General features: G+C 70.6%; 17 protein-coding genes and 2 pseudogenes. 4 read left to right on the forward strand and 15 right to left on the reverse strand.

Going from position 1 to position 17,883, the window contains the following annotated elements:
• The 7 genes from DJ010_RS17120 to rplS all read right to left on the reverse strand — a co-directional run bounded on the left by DJ010_RS17120 (position 1) and on the right by rplS (position 7,019).
• Entirely contained in the window at positions 1-423 is a 423-nt protein-coding gene (locus tag DJ010_RS17120; protein ID WP_109695986.1) for a TadE/TadG family type IV pilus assembly protein, read from the reverse strand.
• A 179-nt stretch (positions 424-602) separates the two neighbouring features.
• A complete protein-coding gene (locus tag DJ010_RS17125) occupies positions 603-2,297 on the reverse strand; it encodes a pilus assembly protein TadG-related protein (protein WP_158283048.1) in 1,695 nt (564 codons plus the stop codon).
• Positions 2,298-2,531: 234 nt separating this feature from the next.
• Positions 2,532-2,840 carry a DUF2469 domain-containing protein gene (locus DJ010_RS17130; RefSeq protein ID WP_109695990.1) on the reverse strand — a complete coding sequence of 103 codons (309 nt, stop codon included), beginning with the start codon at positions 2,838-2,840 and terminating at the stop codon, positions 2,532-2,534.
• A 30-nt stretch (positions 2,841-2,870) separates the two neighbouring features.
• Entirely contained in the window at positions 2,871-5,021 is a 2,151-nt protein-coding gene (locus tag DJ010_RS17135) for a glycoside hydrolase family 15 protein (RefSeq protein WP_109695991.1), read from the reverse strand.
• Positions 5,022-5,069: 48 nt separating this feature from the next.
• Entirely contained in the window at positions 5,070-5,783 is a 714-nt protein-coding gene (locus DJ010_RS17140; protein ID WP_109695994.1) for a ribonuclease HII, read from the reverse strand.
• Between the two features lie 18 nt (positions 5,784-5,801).
• Positions 5,802-6,629, reverse strand: coding sequence for a signal peptidase I (lepB, locus tag DJ010_RS17145; protein WP_245927649.1), 828 nt, complete (start codon positions 6,627-6,629; stop codon positions 5,802-5,804).
• 27 nt (positions 6,630-6,656) lie between these two features.
• Positions 6,657-7,019 (reverse strand): 50S ribosomal protein L19, encoded by a 363-nt coding sequence (rplS, locus tag DJ010_RS17150; RefSeq protein WP_109695997.1) that lies wholly within the window; start codon positions 7,017-7,019, stop codon positions 6,657-6,659.
• Positions 7,020-7,204: 185 nt separating this feature from the next.
• Here rplS and DJ010_RS17155 point away from each other — a divergent pair, with 185 nt between their 5' ends.
• Complete coding sequence (locus DJ010_RS17155; protein ID WP_109695999.1) at positions 7,205-8,431, forward strand: Fic family protein; 1,227 nt, start codon at positions 7,205-7,207, stop codon at positions 8,429-8,431.
• A 76-nt stretch (positions 8,432-8,507) separates the two neighbouring features.
• Here DJ010_RS17155 and DJ010_RS17160 read toward each other — a convergent pair whose 3' ends face one another.
• The 6 genes and pseudogenes from DJ010_RS17160 to rpsP form a co-directional block, all read right to left on the reverse strand.
• Positions 8,508-9,722, reverse strand: coding sequence for an ammonium transporter (locus tag DJ010_RS17160; protein ID WP_109696002.1), 1,215 nt, complete (start codon positions 9,720-9,722; stop codon positions 8,508-8,510).
• Positions 9,723-9,862: 140 nt separating this feature from the next.
• Positions 9,863-10,240: a GNAT family N-acetyltransferase gene (locus DJ010_RS22765; protein WP_245927653.1), complete on the reverse strand. Its 378-nt coding sequence runs from the start codon at positions 10,238-10,240 to the stop codon at positions 9,863-9,865.
• 120 nt (positions 10,241-10,360) lie between these two features.
• Positions 10,361-11,053, reverse strand: a pseudogene (gene trmD / locus DJ010_RS22770) (tRNA (guanosine(37)-N1)-methyltransferase TrmD); the annotation flags it as partial.
• Positions 11,050-11,625 carry a ribosome maturation factor RimM gene (gene rimM / locus DJ010_RS17170; protein ID WP_211318847.1) on the reverse strand — a complete coding sequence of 192 codons (576 nt, stop codon included), beginning with the start codon at positions 11,623-11,625 and terminating at the stop codon, positions 11,050-11,052. The pseudogene trmD and the gene rimM, both read right to left, overlap by 4 nt.
• 4 nt (positions 11,626-11,629) lie before the next feature.
• Entirely contained in the window at positions 11,630-11,878 is a 249-nt protein-coding gene (locus DJ010_RS17175) for an RNA-binding protein (protein WP_109696006.1), read from the reverse strand.
• A gap of 4 nt (positions 11,879-11,882) precedes the next feature.
• Entirely contained in the window at positions 11,883-12,404 is a 522-nt protein-coding gene (gene rpsP, locus DJ010_RS17180; protein WP_109696008.1) for a 30S ribosomal protein S16, read from the reverse strand.
• Positions 12,405-12,646: 242 nt separating this feature from the next.
• Here rpsP and DJ010_RS17185 point away from each other — a divergent pair, with 242 nt between their 5' ends.
• Together DJ010_RS17185 and DJ010_RS17190 are read left to right on the forward strand one after the other, a co-directional pair.
• Positions 12,647-13,519, forward strand: coding sequence for a VanW family protein (locus DJ010_RS17185; protein WP_109696173.1), 873 nt, complete (start codon positions 12,647-12,649; stop codon positions 13,517-13,519).
• A 126-nt stretch (positions 13,520-13,645) separates the two neighbouring features.
• The gene (locus DJ010_RS17190; protein ID WP_109696010.1) at positions 13,646-13,930 is read left to right on the forward strand and encodes a hypothetical protein; all 285 of its coding nucleotides are present in this window, start codon (positions 13,646-13,648) and stop codon (positions 13,928-13,930) included.
• A gap of 27 nt (positions 13,931-13,957) precedes the next feature.
• Here the strand turns inward: DJ010_RS17190 and DJ010_RS17195 are convergent, their stop codons facing one another.
• Complete coding sequence (locus tag DJ010_RS17195) at positions 13,958-15,034, reverse strand: amidohydrolase family protein (RefSeq protein ID WP_109696012.1); 1,077 nt, start codon at positions 15,032-15,034, stop codon at positions 13,958-13,960.
• 102 nt (positions 15,035-15,136) lie between these two features.
• On the opposite strand from DJ010_RS17195, the pseudogene DJ010_RS22775 reads away from it, so the two are divergent.
• Positions 15,137-16,504: pseudogene (locus tag DJ010_RS22775) on the forward strand (GntP family permease).
• A 12-nt stretch (positions 16,505-16,516) separates the two neighbouring features.
• On the opposite strand, the gene DJ010_RS17205 reads toward DJ010_RS22775, so the two are convergent.
• Positions 16,517-17,755, reverse strand: a complete 1,239-nt coding sequence (locus DJ010_RS17205; RefSeq protein ID WP_109696014.1) for an HNH endonuclease signature motif containing protein — start codon at positions 17,753-17,755, stop codon at positions 16,517-16,519.
• Positions 17,756-17,883 lie beyond the last annotated feature (128 nt).

The raw sequence follows: 17,883 nt of genomic DNA on the forward strand, positions 1-17,883 counted from the left end.
TCAGTTCACCTCGGCAGTTGCCGAGTAGCTGATGTCGGGGAACACGATGTCCGGGAACGCGTTAATCAGCGGCTGGAAGTCGATGGTCACGGTCGCCCGGGCGCACTGCGCGTCGCCGCACGTGGAGATCGTGACGTCGCAGTCGATATCGCCGCCGCAGCCCCCGATGCCGTCGAGGGCCGCGTTCATTGCCTCGATCCCCTGGGCCGTCGGGTCACCCCCGAGCGGTGTGACGGCGGCGGCGCGCGCGCCCTCGGCCGCGGCTTGCGTCGCTGCCTGTCGTTGGCTCAGGAACTGACCGAAGTTGACGATTCCGAAGACAAGGATCAAAAGGATCGGTACGACGAGCGCGAACTCGACCGCTGCCGCACCCCGCTCCTCGTCGGTACGACGTACGCCTCCCCATGGCAGCGCTCGACGCATGGGCCCTCCCCACCTTCCGCTCCCCTGTGCTCCCTCAAGCACCGGTTGGACAGACAAATCTCTGTCTCGTCCGGCAATCTAGTGCCGCTCGTCGGGACCCGTCATCGGTTACCGGCGTAATCGGCACGCTCGGCGATGCCGGTCCTAGTCCGTTCGAACTACCTGCAATCCCGAAGTAGTCATCCACGCAGCGCCGGTTGCCCGCAGACCGCCCCGACGGCGTACACGTCGGCGCCCCCGAATCGGAGGCCCACCATGCGCGCTAGGGGACCGATCAAGTTGTTGTTGAAGTTGTCGATCAGCGGCAGCAGGGTCTTTTGCGCGAAGCCCTTCTCCAGGCCGACGATCTCGTTCACGATCGCGTTGGTGAGTGCGGTCGCCGCGCCGAGCGCAGCCGACTTCCCGCCGATCTTGACCTCGGTGACCGTCGGGACGATGTAGCGCGGATCGAGATACGGAGTGCTGCCAGTCTCGAAGGGCGTGACATCGTTCGGCGGCACTCTGAGATCCGCGACAGAGGTTCCACCTGGGTGATTGCTCCCGACGTCGAGGCGCACCTTCACCGAGACGTCGACCTTGTTGGGGAGCAGGATGCCCAACAAACCACTCAACAGTCCGCGGAGTCCGAGGTCCTCCAGAATCGAGACCCTGATCTCGCCGCCGACCTCGAGCTCAGTGCTCAACATCAACGATGCCGGCTGGGTCCGCACCGCGACCGACATCCCGTGCGGGTCCGCCGAGGTGCCGTCACCGCAGTGGACCTCCGGCGGCGAGATCAGCTGACCCTGCCCGTCAGCGAGGCTTACGTGGAAGTTGCCGGTCGCTCTGCTGGTCTGCAAAGTGGCGAGGCCCGGGACACTGAGGCTGGGCAGATTAGCGAAGGTAATGGCCAGGTCGCCTTGAAGTTGGGCGTTGCGCGCGACGCTCTGGGCCGAGTTGGGTTGACCGCAGGCAAGTTGCGCGGCCGAGATCAAGGCGATGCTGCCGACGAACTGAAACCCCACCCCTGGGACCTGCGCCTGGATGTTCGGGACCTCGATGAAGTGCTGGCCGTTTGCCAGGCGAGCCGACCCGACGATATCGAGCACATTCAGGTCGATCCCGAGCGCGGCCGTGTCGTCGGGTGAGACGTGCAAGACGTCACCCAGCGCGATCGAGCCCACCGGCGCGGACACGGCGACAATCGCCCGCAGTGCGCTGATCGCCGCCGACGCGCCTGTCTGGTTCGACAGCACCTCGATCACCGCGTTGAGGAGGGATGTGTACGACACCGTGCCGGTGAGGAGTGCCGTCGGACTGCCGATGGCGGAGGTGGCGGCGAGGTCAGCGAGGTTCACGCGAGCGTCCGCCAGTGCCCGATATCCCACCAGCGTGAGGTTGACGCCGAAGAGATGGTTGAGCGGCCCGAGGACCGAACTGTCGCCGGTCTTGACGGCCGTCACGAAGGTCCCAAGCCGATAGCAGGCCGAACTTGAGGCGACGGCGTACGCCCGGCGGGTCGCCTCCCCTGTGCCGCTGGCAATGGCGTAATCAGTGTCGGCGTGGGCAGTCACCCGCACCGCAGTCGGCGGGTCGACGGCGGTGTCCCAATGTTCCCCGTCCCAGGCGCCCCAGTCGACATCGATCTCGAGGTCGATGCCGACGACGTCGGGGTTGCGTGCGACGCTCTGGCTGACGGCACTCCCGGGGTCGGACAGGTCTCCCTCGGCCGCGAGCTGCGCCTGGGTCCGACCGCCCGTGATCTCGCGTGCGAGATCCAACGCGACGACGTCGGCCAACGCCTGGAGATCGGTGCGGGTCACACGCTGCATCCCGATGTCGACCACGATCGCAGCGACACCGACCACGATGGGAAGCAGGCAGGCGGTTAGCACTGCGACTGCTCCTCGCTCATCACGACGACACGTCGGAAATCGCACGACACGGCCCTCCCCAAGACGCACGTCCACCGCTCCCTCAAGCGGCTTCGTCTCATGACCGTAAGTGATAATCCGAGCGGCTTTACCATCGCCCGGGCAGGTCAGGACCTATTCCGTCCGATCGGCCGGAGGCAGCCGGTCCGAGATGACTAGGCGGGTCGGGACCAACGTCCGACGCCGGTTGGGACCTCAGTCCTTCGGAGGCTCGATGTCGGAGGTCGCGAGCTCCTCGACGTTGACGTCCTTGAAGGTCAGCACCTTCACGTTTTTCGCGAACCGCGCGGGCCGGTACATGTCCCAGACCCAGGCGTCGCTGATCGTGACCTCGAAGAAGACCTCGCCCGACTCGGAGCGGGCCTTCACGTCGACGGAGTTGCAGAGGTAGAACCGGCGGTCGGTCTCCACGACGTACTTGAAGATCTTCACGACGTCGCGGTACTCGCGGTAGAGCGTCAGCTCCTGCTCGGTCTCGTACTTCTCGAGCTCCTCGGCACTCACGACGCCGACTCTAGTCCGGTGCCGCACATCTCAGTCGTAGCGCCTCGCCACCATCGGCTGCTGGTCGACCGGGCCGCCGCGCTCGATCGTCCACGCGAGGCGGACCAGGGCGGCGTGCGACCACACCAGCGGAGTGGCGGCGCGGGTGCCCTCCCCCGCCGGGCAGCACGCGTCGCCCGTCGGCGCGCGGCCGTCCCAGACCTGCTCGGAGATCATCCCGGACGGCCCGGCGGCCGCCGCCACGGTGGTCAGGTACGGCGTCGCGTCCTCCCCCGCCGCGACCGCGTGCTCGCCGCGCTCGGCAGTCAGGAGCGGCCAGCCGCGACCGAGCGTCGTGAACGTGCCGGACTCAGTGATCCGCCACTCGCCGCCGGTGCGCGTCTCGCCGTACCCGTCGCGGTTGAACCGCCGCCAGAACGGACCGTTCGGCGTGTCCACCCGCAGCCGCTCGTCGACGACGTCGAGCGTGTTGGCCACGGTGGCGTCGTCGGCGGGGAGCAGGCCGAGCCGCACCAGGCTGAGGAAGCTGGGGTCCACCACCCGCCGCTGGTCGATCTTGCGCGGGCCGCCGTCGCCCATCGGGTAGGTCGTGCCGCGGTTCGGGCGGCCGTCCTTGGTCACCCGCAGGAAGTAGGGGTCGTCGCTCAGCGGCCCGTTGCTGGTCACCGTCCAGTCGTCGGCCTTGCGCTGCCAACGGTCGGCCCGGTCCAGCCAGTCTCGCGCCAGGTCGCGCCGGTCGTGCTTCCGGGCGATGTGGGCCGCGCAGACCAGGCCCGCCACCTGCGCCGCGATCGAGTTGGGCGAGTAGCCCGACTGGTTCTCCCACCGCTCCTGGGGCGAGTACGGCGCCCGCAGGCCGCTCTCCTCGTCGACGAACCCGACGAGGAACCTCGCCGCCTTCCGCACGCCCGGCCACGTGGCACGTCCGGTGCGCCCGACCAGGCAGGCCAGCGCGATCGGCAGTGCCACCTCGTCCAGCTGGAGCTCGCCCCAGACCGGTGTGCCGCGCACGTCGGAGTTCTGCGGGAAAGAGCCGTTGTTCTTCTGCTGGACGGCGAACAGCCAGTCGAGGATCCGCCGGGCGGCGGCCTCGTCCCCCGCCGCCCACAGCGCAGTCGCGAACTCGTAGGAGTCGCGCGACCACACCAGGTGGTAGGCCCCGGAGGGGGAGCTCAGGTCGGGGATCTCGTTGCCCCACACCCAGGGTGCTGACGGCGAGGCCACGATCGCACCGGGGTTCAGCTTGTCCTCCGCGGCGGCGACCACCAGCACGGAGGCGTGGTACTCGTCCTCGACCGCGGCCGCGCTCCCCGGCACCGGCTCGAGGCCCGCGAGGTAGCGCCGCCAGCCGCGGTCGTAGGCCGCCTCCAGCGCCGGGAACGGCGAGCGGCGGGTCTCCCGCGCCACCGACAGTGCCCGGTCCGCAGTGCGTCCGAAGCCCAGGACCAACGTCGCCGACGTCTCCCCGGGCCGGCCGGTCACCCCCGAGACCACCGCCCGTTGCACGACGTTGCCGGGCCCGACCGGCCCCCGGCTGTCGACCGGACGACCGGCGTACCTGTTGCGGAGGCGGGTCAGCGCCGGGGTGGCCACCAGCGCGCTGCTCACCTCGGCGTCGCGCGCCACCAGCGCCCGGCCGCGGACCGACGCCCGGTCGTCCATCCCGCTGTTGGCCAGTGCCGGGTCGAGCTCGGTCAGCAACCGGTAGCGGCCGTCGTCCAGCGCCTCCAGCTCGATCCGCACCAGGTAGGAGTCGCGGGCCGGGTCGGTCAGGTGCGTCTCGGTGAGCCGGTAGCGCCCCTCCTCGTCCTCGTGCACCTGGGTGAACCGGAGGCTGCGCGGGTCCGCCCGGCTGACGGTCGTCACCATGTCGCGCGACGCGCGGTCGACGAACGTCCCCTCGGCGTCGCTGACCGACAGCTCCAGCGTGCGCACGCTCGGCGTGGAGAGGTCGGGATAGAAGACCTCGCTGGTCCGCCCGTCCTGCAGGGTGAACCACACGTTGCTCCGGCGCGCTCGGGCGGTGCCGAAGCCGGTCTTGTCGGCCTCGGTCCAGGTGTGCTTGCGCCCCCGGTCGTCCCGGTCGGGCGCGGCGACGGTGGCGGTGCTGCCCGGAGCGGTCAGGGTCCCGGCGGCGGCAACGGTCAGGGTGACGGCCGCGACGAGCGATCTCGGTGACATGGGGGTCTCCTCCGCACGACTCCGCGTGGCGTTACCCGAGGTCCGCGGCTACAAACCCGCGGACTCCGCGACCGGCTCGACGGCCGCCTCCTCCATGCCCGCGACGTCCTCGAGCCCGGCCGCGCGGCGGACGTTCACGAAGCGCCGGCGGTGCACCGGGCACGGCCCGTGCTCGGTCAGCGCTGCGGAGTGGGTGGGCGTGATGTAGCCCTTGTGGGTCTTGAAGTCGTAGACGGGCCACTCCTGGTCCAGCTCGTCCATCAGCCGGTCGCGGGTGACCTTGGCGATCACCGAGGCAGCCGCCACGCAGGCGGCGACCCGGTCGCCCTTCCAGACCGCGAGGCCGGGGGCGCCGAGCCCGTCGACGGGGAACCCGTCGGTCAGGACGTACGACGGCGCGACGTCGAGCTTCGCGACCGCCCGGCGGAGCGCCTCGACGTTGGCGACGTGCATCCCGAGCCGGTCGCACTCCTCGTGCGACATCACCACGACCGACCAGGCGACCGCGCGGCGCACGACCTGCTCGTAGCAGCGCTCGCGCGCCTTGGCGGTGAGCAGCTTGGAGTCGGCGAGGCCGGGGACGATCCCGGCCTTGCCCGACGGCAGGATCGCCGCACCGGCGACCAGCGGGCCGGCACAGGCCCCGCGGCCGGCCTCGTCCACCCCGGCGATCGGCTCGATGCCGTGCCGGCGCAGGGCGCGCTCGTAGCCGTAGAGGCCGGCGTCCCGCCGTACGGTCGATCCTCGTGGCAGCGTCGACATCGCTCGCCTCGTCCGCCCTCAGTCGTCGGCCGGCGGCCCGTCCGGCACGTCGTCGAAGACGCCGGGGTTGCTGATCCAGTCCCACCGGTCGCGCGGCCACACCAGCGAGAAGACCTTGCCGACCACCAGGTCGGTGTCGACCCAGGGGCTCTGGGTGCAGTCCTCCTCGGAGTCCGGCTGGCACATGTGTGCGCGGGAGTCCGCCGAGGCGCCGCGGTTGTCGCCGAGGACGAACAGCTTGCCGTCCGGGACCGGTCCGACGGACCAGGAGCACCCGAAGCCGGTGCCGGCGCCGGCGCAGGTCTTGCGGTCGGCGATGTAGGTCGACTCGTCGACCGGCTCCCCGTTGACGAGGATCCGGCCCTCCTCGTCGCAGCACTCGATGACGTCGCCCTCGATGCCGATGACGCGCTTCACCAGGTGCCCGCCGGTCGGGTAGAGCCCGATCTTCGACAGCAGGCTCGCGAGACCGGTCGGCTTCGGCTCCTCACCGGTCAGCCAGCCGCCGGGGTCCTCGAAGACCACGACGTCGCCGCGGGAGGGGTCGCCGCCGAACCAGTAGGAGACCTTCTGGACGAGGATCCGGTCGTTGCGGATCAGGCCCGGCTCCATCGACGGCGACGGGATGTAGAACGCCTGGACGAAGAAGGTCTTGATGACGACGGCGAGCACCAACGCGATGCCGAGCAGCAGGATGCTCTCCTGCCACACCGGGAGGTGCTTGCGCTCTCCGCCGTCGCCGCGCTTCTTCCCGGACGGTGCAGCGTCGGCCGGGGCCGTCTCCGGAGCGTCTGCCTCCGGGGACTGGTCCATCGCGTGGGGGTCCCTGGGGGCGTCGGTCGTCACGGGTACTGACTCTAGCCAGTGACCCGGTCAGGCCTCGCGGCGCTCCTTGATCTTGGCGGCCTTGCCGCGGAGGTTGCGCAGGTAGTAGAGCTTCGCTCGGCGGACGTCACCGCGGGTGACGACCTCGATCTGCTCGAAGATCGGCGAGTGGAGCGGGAACGTCCGCTCGACACCGACGCCGAAGGAGACCTTCCGGACGGTGAACGTGCGGCCGACGCCGCTGCCGTGGATGCGGATCACGACACCCTGGAAGATCTGGACCCGGGACCGGTTGCCCTCGACGACCTTCACGTGCACCTTGACGGTGTCACCGGCGCGGAAGTCGGGGATGTCGTCACGCTTGCTGGCGTTGCCGAGCTCGGCGACGACGGACGGGGAGATGTTGTTCATGTCGGCTCCTCGCGAGTGCCACAGGTCATCCGCGGTTGGTTGGGTCGTGATCCACTCGGCGCTGCACGTCCGACGGTTCCCCCTGTGGCAGGCAATACCGTGATGCGTCCGTGGCGCCGACGGACAATCCTCGCACAAGCGTGAGGACGGTCGGTAATCGTCAGAGGCACTGGGAGGATGGACCTGTGACCGACGCCAGCCGTCCTCTCGACTGGGCACCCCACACCTTCGAGCGGCGTCCCTACCGGCAGCGGGTGGCGCGCGGTCCACGCGCGGACCGGCAGCTCCGCGAGATCACGGTCTCGCTCCCGCCCCGGATCCGCGACCGGGACTTCCCGATCGAGCGTCCGCTCGCCGCGATGACGACGGCGAGCGCCGGCGACCTCGGTCACCTCGACCTCGTCCACGGTCGCACGTTGCAGGCGCTGAACCACCTGCAGCTGCGCACCGAGGCGGTCGACTCCTCCAAGATCGAGAACGTCGACGCCAGCCTGGCCGACTACGGTCGAGCGCTGCTGGGGGTGGGCGCCAACGCCTCGGCCGTGTCGATGGCCTCGGCCACCGCCGCGCTCTCCCGGATGATCCGGGACGCGGCGACCACGCGGAAGATCCGCTTGGAAGCGATCCTCACCGCCCACCACGAGCTGTTCCACCGGCACCCGGAGGAGGCGCACCGGGCCGGCCGGCTGCGCACGACCCAGAACTGGGTCGGCGGCAGCGACTACTCCCCCGTCAGCGCGACCCACGTGCCGCCACCACCCGAGACCGTGCCCGACTACCTCGAGGACCTCGTCGCCTACGCCAACCGCGACGACGTGCCGGCCCTGGTGCAGGCCGCGATCGTGCACGCCCAGTTCGAGTCGATCCACCCGTTCATCGACGGCAACGGCAGGATCGGCCGGGCGCTCATCCACGCCGTCCTCCGCCGGCGACGTGCGACCCGGCACCTGACCGTGCCGATCGCGTCGGCGCTCGTGGCTCACCGCGATCGGTACTTCGGCGCACTCGACGAGTACCGCCGTGGCTCGGCGGCTCCACTCGTGGCGATGCTCGCCTCCGCGACCAGCATCGCCACCGCCGAGTCGTGGCGAACGGCGGGCAACCTGCGCGACCTCCGCAAGGGCTGGGCCGACGACGTCGGCGGCACCCGGCCGGGCACGCCGCTGCACCGGGTGCTCGACCTCCTCACCGAGGAGCCGATCGTCAACGTCGAGCTCGTCGTGGAGCGCACCGGCGCCACCGACCAGGCCGCTGCCGAGGCGGTCGCGACCCTGGTCGGAGCCGGCGTGCTCGCCAAGGCCCCGCGGTCGCGACGGGCACCGGTCTGGCTGGCGACGTCGGTGCTCGCCGAGGTCCAGGACCTCAGCAGCCGGATCCAGGCATCCAGCCGTCGGCTGCGCGACCGGGCCTGACCGGGCGGAGATGCACCGCAGGCCCGCCCCTGGAGCGAGGGCGGACCTGCGGGTCGATGCCGGACGCTGACGACGATCAGTCGATCGCGTAGCCCCCGCCGTGCAGGGCGAGGTCCAGACCGGCGACCTCGTCGTCCTCCTTGGCACGGAACCCGATCGTCTTGTCGATCAGCGTCCCGGCGACCCAGGCCACGGCGAACGCCCAGGCGATGACGGTCACCGAGGAGGCGAGCTGCGACCAGAGCTGGGCGCCGCCGCCGCCGTAGAAGAGACCCTCGCCGTCGTAGGTCGCCAGGAAGCCCAGCGAGATGCAGCCGATGAAGCCGCCGACCAGGTGGATGCCGACCACGTCGAGCGTGTCGTCGAAGCCCAGCTTGTACTTCAGCTCCACCGCGAAGGCGCAGATGGCACCGGCCACCAGGCCGAGGACGATCGCGGCCCAGGGGTCGATGTGGGCGCAGGCCGGGGTGATGGCGACCAGACCGGCGACGACACCGGAGGCGGCGCCGACGGCGGTGGCCTTGCCCTCCTTGAGCTGCTCCACCACGAGCCAGCCGAGCATGCCGGCGGCCGGGCAGATGAGGGTGTTGAGGAAGATCAGACTGGTCTGGCCGAGGTCGGCGCCGTAGACACCGGTGTTGAAGCCGAACCATCCGAACCACAGGATCGCGGCGCCGATGAGCACCAGCGGCACGTTGTGCGGCTGCGCCTCCTCCTTGGAGAAGCCGACCTTGCGACGGCCGAGGACCAGGGCGAGCGCGAGCGCGGCCGCGCCGGAGGCCTGGTGGACGATCGTGCCGCCGGCCCAGTCGAGGGCGCCGGTGCCGTTGAGGAAGAAGTCACCGTTGAGGATCCAGCCGGCCCACACCCAGGCCTGGCCGGGGAAGTAGACCAGCGTCGCCCAGATGGCGGCGAACAGCAGCCAGGGGAAGAAGCGGGCACGGTCGGCGATCGCTCCCGAGATGAGCGCGACGGTGATGATGGCGAACGAGGCGCCAAACGCGACGCCACCGAGCGTGGCGTCACCGAGCTTCACCGAGTCGGTCAGCGCGAAGTCCTGGAACGGGTTGCCGAAGAACTGGCTGATCCCGCTGTCGCCCAGCGCGCCGATGCCGGTGGCGCCGTACAGGACCCACAGGAGCGTGGTCAGGCCGAGCGACCCGAAGCTCAGCATCATCATGGAGACGACGGACTTGGACTTCACCAGGCCGCCGTAGAAGAACGCCAGTCCTGGCGTCATGAAGATCACCAGGGCCGTGCACAGCAACAGCCATGCGAGATCGAGATCCATTGCCAACCTCTTTGTGTCTCGGGAGTGGTGCGCGGGTCAGCCGCTCTGCTGTTCCCACTTCGTCCGAGATCCTGTCGAGGTGGCGTTTCACATCCCGACCGCCCGTGTTTCCCCGGCGTTACAGGTTGGCTCGTCGTGTTTCAGCCGTGAGTACGGCGCGGCTTCGTCAGCACCACGGCACCCGGCGGAGCAGGGATGTCCGACCGCAGCCGGAAGCCGGCCTTCTTGTACATCCGCAGGTTGCGCTCGCTGCCGGCACCGGTGAACAGGACGTACGACGTCGCCGCGGCCGGTGCCGCCGCCTGGATGTGCTCGAGCAGCGCCCGGCCGAGACCGGAGCCCTGCAGGTCGGGCGCGACCATGACCCGGCCGATGTCCCAGGCGGTGGGGTGCTCGGGGTCGAGCCGGCCGCGCACGGCGCCGACCATCCGGCCCGCCCGGCGCACGACGTAGGTGTCCCACTCCGCCAACCACGCGCGCACGTCGTCGAGCGACTCCTCCAGCGCGGGGATCGCCACGCCGGGGTTGACCTGCGCCTCCTGGGTCCAGCAGGCCCGCTGCAGCGTCAGCAGCTCGCCCGCGTCACCCGGCGTGGCCTTCGTGATGGGCGTGCCGTCGTCGAGGGCCGACGGGGCGAGCAGGTCGGGCCGGCGCTCCGCCGTACGACGCCGGGCCTGGTCCCGCCGCCAGCGGGCGATCGCGCCGTGGTCACCGGAACGCAGCACCTCGGGGACCTCGCGGCCCTCCCATACCGGCGGCTTGGTGTAGACGGGGTACTCCAGCAACCCGCCGGACCCCGCCGTGTGCGACTCCTCCGTCAGCGACTCCGCATTGCCCATGAAACCGGGCAGCAGCCGGACCACGGCCTCGGTGATCGCCAGCGCCGCGACCTCGCCGCCGTTGAGCACGTAGTCGCCGAGGCTGAGCTCGCGCACCTCGGCGAGGTCCCGCGCGTGGTCGACGACCCGCTGGTCGATGCCCTCGTAGCGCCCGCACGCGAACACCAGGCGGTCGCGGGTCGAGAGCTCCTCGGCGACGCGCTGGTCGAACCGCTCCCCCGACGGCGTGGTGAAGATGATCGTGGCGTCGGCCGGCCCGGCGGCCGGGCCCAGCAGCTCGGCGAACGCCTCGCCGAAGGGCTCGGGCTTCATGACCATGCCCGCGCCGCCGCCGTAGGGCGTGTCGTCGACGGTGCGGTGGCGGTCGTGCGTCCAGTCGCGGAGGTCGTGGACGTGCACCTCGAGCAGGCCGCTCTCGACGGCCTTGCCGGGCAGCGAGAGCCGGAGCGGCGCGAGGTAGTCGGGAAAGATCGTGAGGTAGTCGAGCCTCACCGCTCGCCGTCCCCGTCCTCCGTGTCGTCCGCGTCGTCCGGGAACGGCGCGACCAGGCCGGGGCGGTCGGCGATCACGACCCGCCCGCCGGGCACGTCGACCTCAGGCACCAGCGCGGCGACGAACGGCACCAGCGCCTCGCGGCCGTCGAGGGTGGTCACGCGGAGCAGGTCCTGGGCACCGTGGACCAGTCCGGCGATCTCGCCGAGGCGGGTGCCGTCGAGGTCGTACGCCGCCAGCCCCTCGAGCTGGTGGTCGTAGAACTCCTCGGGATCGTCAGGTGAGGCGTCCACCGGCAGCGTCGCGCGCAGGACCACGCCGCGCGCCGCCTCGGCGGCGTTGCGGTCGGGGATCTCGGCGAAAGCGACCAGCAGCGTCGAGGCGTGCCAGCGCGCACGCCGTACCTGCAACGACGGGTGGGAAAAAGCCGAACCCCGGGGCGGCTGCGCAAGCAGCCGGACCCCGGGGACGTAACGCTTCTCCGGCTCGTCCGTGCGGACGTCGACGGTCACCTCACCGCGGATGCCGTGGGGCTTCCCGATGCGGCCGACGACGACCTCGATCGAGTCCAACGACTCAGCGGCGTCCGGGACGGTCGACGTCGACGAAGTCGATCCGGGCGCCGCTGTTGCCGGCGAGCGCCGAGATCACCGTGCGGAAGGCGGTCGCCGTGCGACCGCCGCGACCGATCACCTTGCCGAGGTCGTCGGGGTGTACCCGCACCTCGAGCACCGACCCGCGCCGCAGCTGCTTGTCGCGCACCACGACGTCGTCGGGGTTGTCGACCACACCGCGGACGAGGTGCTCCAACGCGTCGGCGAGCATCGACTCAGGCCTCGGTCGACTCGGCCTCGGCGGCCGGCTCGTCGGTCGTGGTCTCCTCGGCGGGGGCCTCGGCCGGAGCCTCCTCGGCGGCGGGCGCCTCGGCGGGGGTCTCCTCGGCGGGGGTCTCCTCGGCCTTCGGCTCGGCCTTCTTCTTGGTGGTCACCGCGGCGCCCTTGGGCTCGTTGGCGGCCTCCTTGAGGGCCTCGTTGAAGATCTCGAGCTTGTCGCGCTTCGGCTCCTTGACCTTCAGGGTGCCCTCGGCGCCGGGCTCACCCTTGAACTTCTGCCAGTCACCGGTGACCTTGAGGATCGCGGCGACGGCCTCGGTCGGCTGGGCGCCGACGCTGAGCCAGTACTGCGCCCGCTCGGAGACGACGTCGATGTAGGACGGGTCCTCCTTGGGGTGGTACTTGCCGATCTCCTCGATCACCTTGCCGTCGCGCTTCTTGCGCGAGTCGACGATGACGATGCGGTACTGCGGGACCCGGACCTTGCCCAGGCGCTTCAGACGGATCTTGACGGCCACGTTTGTGGTGTCTCCTTGAGAACTTGTGGTGGGTGATCCACTCCCGACCAGGTGGGGAACACCGGCGCGGTGGATCGAGGGCGCCGCGACGGCCGGAGAGAGGGTCCGACCGATGCAGAACTCAGCGTCGCATTCTGCCAGAACACCTGCGCGCGACCGAATCTCGGTGGACCGGCCGGCCCGCCGACAACTCCACCCGACAACAAAGTGCCCGCACCGTGCGTCCACCCAGCATGACCACGATGACCGAACCGCCCGTCACCGCCCCCTTCGTCCCTCCCGCCCGGGTGACGGCCCCGCCGCGCCTGACCGAGCGTTTCCCCGCCCTGTTCCCCGTCGCCGTGCGGGTCCACCGGGCACGACGCCGCTGGCAGTGGATCACCGGCGACCAGGAGTGGGCCCGCACCCGCGAGCGTGACCCGCTGGCCGTGCGGGTCGAGAAGCACCGGTCGTTGCTCCTGCGCCAGCTCGGTGAGAGCGAGATGTGGCTGCAGCACAACAAGGTGATCAACCTGCGGCTGGCGAGCCGGCGCGTCGACGGGCTCCTCGTCCGCCCCGGCGAGATGTTCTCCTTCAACAAGGTCGTGGGCAGCTGCACCCGGCGGAAGGGCTACGTGCCGGGCATGCGGCTGTCCAACGGCGAGGCCGTGCCCGGCGTGGGTGGCGGCGTCTGCCAGCTCGCGAACCTGCTGCACTGGATGTTCCTCCACTCGCCGCTGACGGTCGTGGAGCGGTCCGAGCACAGCTTCGACCCGTTCCCCGACAAGGACCGGGTGCTGCCGTGGGGCGTCGGGTGCTCGATCGCCTACAACTACGTCGACCTGGTCGTGCGCAACGACACCGCCACCACCTTCCAGCTGCTCGTCGAGGTCGGCGACCGGTACCTGGAGGGTGAGCTGCGGGCCGACAGCGAGCTGCCGCACTCCTACTCGGTGCACGCCCGCGACGAGCAGTTCCTCCAGCACGAGGGCAGGATCTTCCGCCGCAACGAGATCTGGCGGACCGTCATCGACCGCAGGACCGGCCGACAGCTCGGCGAGGAGCTCCTCAAGCGCAACTGCGCGTTGGTGAAGTACCAGCCCGAGGGCACGCAGGTCGTCGACGTGTCCGACTGACCGATCCGCGCGGGGAGATAGTCATCTCGGGCCATGCAGGGCTGTCCGGCAGCGGGTCCCAGGACCCACGCTCCGAGAGGCAGGATCGCAGGCCTCACCTCGGGCAGATCGAAAGGAGCGGAGGCGATGATGACTCTTCCGCAGCACGTCCCGGCCGCGTCCTCCCCGGTTCGCTACGAGGAGACGCAGGCGTTCGACAACTACGTCCTCGCGACCCGGATCGTGCACCGGGCCGAGACGCTGCTCGCCAACGCGGAGAACTGTCCCGACGCCGTCGCGCACATCGAGGCCGCGTTCGCGATCGCGCTCTCGGTCACGCCGGGAAGCACCTGGGCAGTGGTCCGGATCGCCCGCCAGCACCTCGACGACGCCAAGGACATCCTCGACGCCCGCGGCTACGGCCTGGGCTGAGCCGGCCTGGCCGCACCTGATCGCTGCCTAGACGAACGACCGGCCGCGCAGCACGACGTACGACGGGCGCGCGAGGACGCTGAGGTCCTCGACCGGGTTCCCCGGGTAGACCACGAAGTCCGCCGGATCGCCCTCGTCCAGCCCCGCGTTCCAGCCCAGCCAGGCGCGGGCCCGCCACGAGGCGGCGCCCAGCACGTGCTCGGCCGGGATCCCCATGTCGGCCATCGCGATGATCTCCTCGTGCAGGACCCCGTGGCGGGTGCTGCCGCCGCCGTCGCTGCCGACGTAGAGGTCGACCCCGGCCTCGTAGGCCGCCATGAGCACGTCGCGCCGGCTCCTGTGGAGGGCATCCATCCGCGTGGCGTACGCCGGGAACTTGTCGGCCGCCGCGGCGACGTACTCGGGGAACTTGTCGGTCTGCAGCACCGTCGGAACCAGGGCGACGCCGCTCGCGACCATCTGCTCGATGTGGTGCTCCTGGAGCCCGGTGCCGTGCTCGATGCAGTCGATGCCCGCGTCGAGCAGCGGTGACAGCGACTCGGGGCCGAAGCAGTGCGCCGTCACCCGCGCCCCGAGCGCGTGCGCCGTGCCGATCGCTCCCGCCACCGCGTCGGCGGGGAAGGACGGTGCGAGGTCGCCCTCGTCCCTGGAGATCCAGTCGCCGACCAGCTTCACCCACCCGTCGCCAGCGCGGGCCTGCTCGGCGACGGTGCCGACGAGCGCCTCCGGCTCCACCTCGACGCCGTAGTTCCTGATGTAGCGGCGGGTCCGCGCGACGTGCCGTCCGGCGCGGATCAGCCGGGGCAGGTCGTCGCGGTCGTGGACCCAGCGGGTGTCGGCGGGCGACCCACAGTCGCGCAGCAGCAGGACCCCGTTGTCGCGGTCGGCCACCGCCTGCCGCTCGGTCTCCTCGTCGTCGACCGCTCCCCCGTCCTCGAGGCCGAGGTGGTTGTGGGCGTCGACGAGCCCCGGCACGATCCAGCCCTCCGCCGCGGTGTCCGCCCCGGCCTGGGGCTCGTAGGTCACCTTGCCGTCCACCACGTACAGGTCACGCACGTCGCCATCGGGAAGGACCGGACCGGAGAAGCGCAGCACTGAGGTCACGTCCCGAACCTACCGATCCGCGGTCTGCCGCTGGACCGCGCCGGTCCCCTACGGTGAGTGCAGCCGCCGGTGACCGTGACCGGCCCGACATCGGAGTCGCTCGTGGAGATTCTGCACTCGGCCATCGCCATCCTGGCCGCCATCGTCCTCATCATCAGGTTCAAGGTCGACCCGGTGATCTCGCTGCTGATCGCCTGCGTCTACCTCGGTCTGGCCACCGGGCTCGGCGCCGAGGGGACGGTCGGGGAGATCACCGGAGGGTTCGGCGAGATCATGGCCGAGGTCGGCCTGCTGATCGGTTTCGGCGTGCTGATCGGAGCGCTGCTGCACTCGATGGGGACGTTCCGGGACCTCGTCGACATTCTCGCCCGCCGCGTCGGGCGGCGCCTGCCCTACGCGATGGCGGGGACGCTCTCGACGATCTTCCCCTCCATCTACGTCGACGTCCAGGTCGTCCTGGCCGCGCCGATGGCGAAGGAGTCCGCACCCGCGGTCGACCGTCGGCACGGCCTGCCGTGGCTGGCAGGAGCGATGGCCATCGGCATCTTCTCCGGCTACGTCTTCGTGGTGCCCGGCCTGGCTGCGGTGGCGATCGCCGGCCTGATGGACGTGCCGTTGGGCACCTACCTGCTCTACGGGCTGCCGATCGGCCTGGTCACCGCGTTGGTGACCACGTTCTTGTTCCGCCTGCTGCTCGGCCGGGGGTTCTGGGACGACGAGACGGACCTCGACCCCGACGTCGTCGTGGAGTAGGGACGCGTCCACGACGAGACCGAGGACGTCCCCACCGCCGAGCGCGCGGCGCAGCTGCCCCTCGTCGTACGTCTGCTCCCGATCCTCGTGCCGCTCGTCCTCATCGCCACCGGCGCGATCCTCGACGTGGCGGAGGCCTCCAACGACGCGTCGACCTTCCTCGGCGACGCCAACATCGCGCTCTTCCTGGGCCTGCTGATCGCCTTCGGCATGGTCCGGTCGTCGTTGGGCGGCGACGGGGTGGGCAGTGTCCTCCGGTCCGGGTTCCACACCACCGGAGAGATCCTGCTGGTCACCGGCGTGGGTGGTTCCCTCGGCGCCGTCATCGCCGCCAGCGGCATGGACGCCACGCTCGCCGACCTGTTCTCGGCGGACGACAGTGCCCCGGTGATCGTCAGCATCCTGCTCGCCTGGTGCATCGCCGCGGTGCTGCACTTCGCGATCGGCTCGGTGTCGGTGGGAGCCATCACGGCCGCCGGGATCATCGCGCCCATCGCCGGCTCACTGAGCGTCGACCCGGTCGTCATCGCCCTCGCCATCGCCTCGGGCGCGATGTTCGCCCTCCACGTCAACAGCAACTTCTTCTGGATGTTCAGCACCCTGCTCGACCTCTCCACCAAGGGCAGCCTGAAGACGCTGACGTTGGCCACGTCGCTCGGCGCGGTCGTCTCCCTCCCCTTGGTGCTCGTCGCCAGCCTGGTCGCGGCCGCGTTGTAGCCCGCGGCGCCGTCAGGGTCGTCGGTGGAAGCGGATGTCGCCGTTGGGGAGGTGTTCGGTGGTGTGGGTGGGGTCGTGGGCGCGGTGGTGGTGCCAGGAGCAGAGGAGGGCGCCGTGGTGGAGGTCGGTGTTGCCGCCTCGCGACCAGGGGTTGAGGTGGTGGGCTTCGCACCAGCCGGCGGGGATGGTGCAGCCCTCGGCTCGGCAGTGCTGGTCGCGCCAGCGCATGGCTTTGCGTTGGGCGGGTGAGAACAGTCGGCGGGTGCGGCCGAGGTCGAGGACCTCGCTCTTGCCGCCGAGGACGACGGGGATGATGTTCGCGGTGCACGCCAACCGGCGGACCGCAGCGGCGGAGAGGGGTTCGCCGGCGACCACGGTGCCGGTGCCCAGCTCGTCGCGCAGGGACTCCAACGGGATGGTGACCAGCAGGGTGGTGGTGTCACCGCCGTGGGCCGGGAGGTTGTTGGGGTCGAGGTGCTCCAGGAGGGCGCAGAAGGCGTGGCCGAGGCGGCGGGGGTAGGGGATGCGGTCCTCCTCCCCACCCGCAGCGTGTTCTGCTTTGCGGGGTGAGGTGAAGGCGTCGAGGTAGGTGCGCAGACGGTGGGCGTCGAGGTCGGGCAGCAGGCCGGTGAGTCGGGTGGTGCCGTCCCCGATCGGTTTGAGCACCAGGCGGCACTTCTCCCGTGCCCGGCGCTCTTCGTCCTCGAGGCGTTTGGCTTCCTCGGCCTCGGCGATGTCGGGGGCCACGATTTCCAGGATCCGCCGACCGAGCCTGCGGAGGTCGCGGGGACGGAAGTCCTTGCAGTAGTCGACCAGCTGCTGCTCTGCCTTCGCGACGAGCTCGGGGTCGAGGTCCTTGGGCAACGCATCGAGCGCGTGCACGACGACTTGTGCTTGGTCTGTGGACACGGATCCGTCGGCCATGCCGGCGGCGACCTTCGCCCACCTGCGGTCCAGTGCCTCAGCAAGGCGGGCGTCGGCACGACCGTGGTTGAAGTCGGTCAGGGTCAGGGTGGAGAGCCAGGCGCCGAGGTCGCGGGCACCGGACCGCGACGCGGTGTCCTGGGCTGCTGCCACCACCCGTAGCCGTGCCTCGGCCACGATCGCTTCGAGCTCGGCGAGCTCGCGGACCGCTGCTTCCTGGTCGGCCGGGGACATGAACACCGGCTGGACGTCGCGGACGTCCTTGAACGCGGCCTTCGCGGTCGCGGCGGCAGCACGGATCGGGTGAAGGGCGGTGTGCTCGCTCATCCGGACTCCCAGGCTGCTACGGGTCCGGTGGCCTGGTGCCGGGGTGTCCTAGATCTGAGTCTCGTGGACGGCTGGTCGAGGGGTTCGACGTACGTCGATCGTACACCAGTTCGACTCAAGATGGAAGG

It is taken from the genome of Nocardioides silvaticus, from assembly GCF_003160695.1.
GTDB lineage: Bacteria > Actinomycetota > Actinomycetes > Propionibacteriales > Nocardioidaceae > Nocardioides > Nocardioides silvaticus.

Excerpts from the sequence above, each read along its gene's own strand:
- DJ010_RS17120 (WP_109695986.1), bottom strand. The coding sequence starts at position 423 with ATGCGTCGAGCGCTGCCATGGGGAGGCGTACGTCGTACCGACGAGGAG.
- DJ010_RS17135 (WP_109695991.1), bottom strand. The coding sequence starts at position 5,021 with ATGTCACCGAGATCGCTCGTCGCGGCCGTCACCCTGACCGTTGCCGCC.
- DJ010_RS17140 (WP_109695994.1), bottom strand. The coding sequence starts at position 5,783 with ATGTCGACGCTGCCACGAGGATCGACCGTACGGCGGGACGCCGGCCTC.
- rplS (WP_109695997.1), bottom strand. The coding sequence starts at position 7,019 with ATGAACAACATCTCCCCGTCCGTCGTCGCCGAGCTCGGCAACGCCAGC.
- DJ010_RS17160 (WP_109696002.1), bottom strand. The coding sequence starts at position 9,722 with ATGGATCTCGATCTCGCATGGCTGTTGCTGTGCACGGCCCTGGTGATC.
- DJ010_RS17175 (WP_109696006.1), bottom strand. The coding sequence starts at position 11,878 with ATGCTCGCCGACGCGTTGGAGCACCTCGTCCGCGGTGTGGTCGACAAC.
- DJ010_RS17185 (WP_109696173.1), top strand. The coding sequence starts at position 12,647 with ATGACCGAACCGCCCGTCACCGCCCCCTTCGTCCCTCCCGCCCGGGTG.
- DJ010_RS17190 (WP_109696010.1), top strand. The coding sequence starts at position 13,646 with ATGATGACTCTTCCGCAGCACGTCCCGGCCGCGTCCTCCCCGGTTCGC.
- DJ010_RS17205 (WP_109696014.1), bottom strand. The coding sequence starts at position 17,755 with ATGAGCGAGCACACCGCCCTTCACCCGATCCGTGCTGCCGCCGCGACC.